Origin of the sequence: Mycobacterium sp., from assembly GCF_050701675.1 — a bacterium.
GTDB lineage: Bacteria > Actinomycetota > Actinomycetes > Mycobacteriales > Mycobacteriaceae > Mycobacterium.
Map to the genome: position 1 here is coordinate 1 of NZ_JBOGDD010001116.1, position 3,016 is coordinate 3,016.

Here is a 3,016-nt window from a genome sequence, read left to right on the forward strand (position 1 = left end):
ACGACGAATTGGCCGAGAGGGCTGCTGACGGACCAGGATCGACGCTCGGTCAGCGGCTCTACCTCACACGCAAGCGCGCCAAGCTGAGCGCGCAGGAGGCTGCCAATGGCGCCGGTCTGCGGCTAGAGCTGATACAGGCCAGCGAGGCCGAGGAGCCTGCCACCGAGGACGAGTCCACGAAGATCAAGGCACTGATCACCGCGCTCGGCGGCTGACGGAACGGCGCACCGTAGGGATTCCGTAAATATCCTCACCGCCGCCGTAGGGATCGCGTTGAGATGGCCGCCATCCGCGGACGCCATGGGTAGACCTGCGTTCATGAGCGACATACAGACGCAGTCCGCCGGTGGCGAGTTCCATGACGGCGCGCAGCCCCAACGGGCGCCCGAGCCGCTACCCCCGATAGACCAGCATCCCCCGACTCCCGCGGTCGTTGGCGCTGTCGCGCAGCCGGTCAGCTCAGAGCGCCGGGCATTCGCGCGGTGGTGGGCCGTCGTGCTCGACGGCAGTCACGACTGGGGTTCCGTCGACGTCTCGCCCACCCGGCACGGGGTGACGCAGTACCGGCTCGTGTTGTTTCCTCCCGGCCTCGACATCGCCGAACGGCGCTTGCTTCGCGCGCGGCGGGCGTGGCCCACGTGGGGCGCGGTGGTCTGGGTGGCGTCGCAGATCGTTCTAAGCTCCTTCCTCACGCCCCCAACGGCGTTCGCTGCGTCCACCATCGCCTACCTTGCAGCCGGCGCCGTCCTGTTCGCCCGGGTCGCCGAGCTGCGTGCACGCGTACTCACGCTGAGCGTCGTTCGCATCGCCGGCTACCCCGACCCGCACTCCGCGACCATGTTCACGGAACTGAAGTCGCTCGTCGCGACGCTGTGCCAGGCAGATGCCCAACGTGATCGAGGACAGTCGTCTCCGGTTGAGCATGAAGCCATTTGGTGGCAGGTATACGACCGGCTGAGCCAGAACCAGGCCCGGCCCGTCACGCCTTGAGCACACTCCGGCTCGGACGCCAGGCCCGTGTGTCGGCTGCCAGCGCCATCGTGGACTGCGGCGTCTACGTCGACGGCCGCCGGGTTCCCGGCACACCCACCCTCGACGCCGCTCTAGCGAAGGTACGCGAACTCGGCGAGGGCTTCGTGTGGATTGGATTGCACGGACCGGACGCGCATCAGATGTGGGAGGTGGCCGCGGTCTTCGGCCTGCATCGGCTCGCTGTCGAAGATGCCGTGCATGCTCATCAACGGCCGAAGGTGGAACGCTACGACGACACCGTGTTCCTCGTCCTCAAGACCGTGAAGTACATTCCGCACGAATCGATCTCGAAGGCCAGGGACATCGTCGGGACGGGCGAGATCATGATCTTCGTCGGGCCCGGCTTCGTGGTGACGGTGCGCCACGGCGACTTCAGCGGGCTGGCCGGAGTCCGCAAGGAGATGGACGCGGACCCCCATCAGCTGAAGCTGGGTCCGTTCGCGATCATGCACGCCATCGCCGATCACGTCGTCGACGATTACCGCGACGTCGCGCTGCGGCTGGAGACGGACATCGATGTGATCGAAGAGCAGATCTTCTCACCCCGCAGCACGACGGAGATCGATCAGATATACCTGCTGAAACGGGAAGTCCTGGAGTTGCGGCGGGCAGTGAATCCGCTGTCTGCCGCGCTGCAGGAGATCGTCACCGACCACAGAGACCTGATCTGCAAGGAAGTACTCCGCCATCTGCGCGACGTCATCGACCACCAGACCCTGGCGGCGGAGCGGATCAACAGCTACGACGAGTTACTGACGTCACTGGTGACGGCCGCGCTGGCCCGGACGAGCATGCAGCAGAACCTCGACGTGCGAAAGATATCGGCCTGGGTGGCGATCGCATCGGTGCCCACCGTGCTTGGGCCCATCTACGGCATGAACTTCGAACACATGCCGGAGCTGCACTGGACGTGGGGCTACCCCGCGGTGCTCGGTGTGATGGCCACGACATGTGTGCTCCTCTACCGCACCCTTCGTCGCAATCACTGGCTCTGAACCCCAGGCGGAGCCAGTGACCACGAGCGGCGCATGGATTCCGTCAAGGTCGCCTGCACGGCCGTAAAGGAACCGTAAAGGACCCCGGTTCGGGGTGTTTTCGAGGTCTAGCTTTCAGATCAGTGCCACGTCGCGACGAGTGTCGAGACGGCCACTGCGAGTCGGCGCGCCCCGCCCGGCTTGCTCAATGAATGGAGATGACATGTCCGTGTTGCTGTACGTCGTGCTGACGGTGGCGATCTTCGCGCTGCTCGGCCTGGTACAGAAGTTGGTTGAAGGCCTGTGAGCGTCGAAAACCTGATCGGCCTGCTGCTGGTGGCAGGTCTCGCCGTGTTCATGGTTGCAGCCCTGCTCTTTCCGGAGAGGTTTTGATGAGCACCACCACTGCGGGGCTCGTGTTCCTCGCCGTTCTGATCTTGGCGTTGGCAGCGGTCCACGTGCCCCTCGGCGACTACATGTACCGGGTATACAACTCCGAGAAGGATTCCCGCGCGGAACGCGTCATCTACCGCCTCATCGGTGCCGACCCCAAGTCGGAGCAGACCTGGGGCGCTTACGCCCGCAGCGTGCTGGCGTTCTCGGCGACCAGCATCCTGTTCCTGTTCGTCTTCCAACTGGTGCAGGGCAAGTTGCCACTGCACCTGAACGATCCGGGCACGCCGATGACGCCGGCGCTCGCATGGAACACCGCGATCAGCTTCGTCACGAACACCAACTGGCAGGCCTACTCTGGCGAATCCACCCAGGGCCATCTCGTCCAGATGGCCGGCCTGACGGTGCAGAACTTCGTCTCCGCGGCAGTCGGCATGGCCGTGGCCGTCGCCCTGGTCCGCGGCTTCGCTCGCACCCGCACCGGTGAGCTCGGCAACTTCTGGGTTGACTTGGTGCGCGGCACCATTCGGATCCTGCTGCCCATTGCCTTCATCGCGGCGCTCATCCTGATCGCGGGTGGAGTGATCGAGAACTTCCACCTGCACGATCAGATCGTC

General features: G+C 64.9%; 5 protein-coding genes and 1 pseudogene. All 6 read left to right on the forward strand.

The window, feature by feature from the left end; translation table 11 throughout:
- Positions 1 to 215, forward strand: a pseudogene (locus ACRDUX_RS34625) (hypothetical protein); the annotation flags it as partial.
- Between the two features lie 103 nt (positions 216 to 318).
- On the forward strand, positions 319 to 990 hold the full coding sequence (locus ACRDUX_RS34630) for a DUF6611 family protein (RefSeq protein WP_526421001.1): 672 nt from the start codon (positions 319 to 321) through the stop codon (positions 988 to 990).
- The gene (locus ACRDUX_RS34635; protein WP_526421003.1) at positions 987 to 2,027 is read left to right on the forward strand and encodes a magnesium and cobalt transport protein CorA; all 1,041 of its coding nucleotides are present in this window, start codon (positions 987 to 989) and stop codon (positions 2,025 to 2,027) included. The genes ACRDUX_RS34630 and ACRDUX_RS34635 overlap by 4 nt, the downstream gene beginning before the upstream one ends.
- Before the next feature lie 187 nt (positions 2,028 to 2,214).
- Complete coding sequence (locus tag ACRDUX_RS34640) at positions 2,215 to 2,313, forward strand: potassium-transporting ATPase (protein ID WP_526421005.1); 99 nt, start codon at positions 2,215 to 2,217, stop codon at positions 2,311 to 2,313.
- Positions 2,310 to 2,399, forward strand: coding sequence for a potassium-transporting ATPase subunit F (locus ACRDUX_RS34645; protein WP_526421007.1), 90 nt, complete (start codon positions 2,310 to 2,312; stop codon positions 2,397 to 2,399). The genes ACRDUX_RS34640 and ACRDUX_RS34645 overlap by 4 nt, the downstream gene beginning before the upstream one ends.
- Positions 2,399 to 3,016: potassium-transporting ATPase subunit KdpA (locus ACRDUX_RS34650; protein ID WP_526421009.1), on the forward strand; the 618-nt coding region annotated here is incomplete at its 3' end. The genes ACRDUX_RS34645 and ACRDUX_RS34650, both read left to right, overlap by 1 nt.

Bases quoted from the DNA above. Each gene is read 5' to 3' on its own strand.
- ACRDUX_RS34630 (WP_526421001.1), top strand. From the start codon at position 319: ATGAGCGACATACAGACGCAGTCCGCCGGTGGCGAGTTCCATGACGGC.
- ACRDUX_RS34640 (WP_526421005.1), top strand. From the start codon at position 2,215: ATGAATGGAGATGACATGTCCGTGTTGCTGTACGTCGTGCTGACGGTG.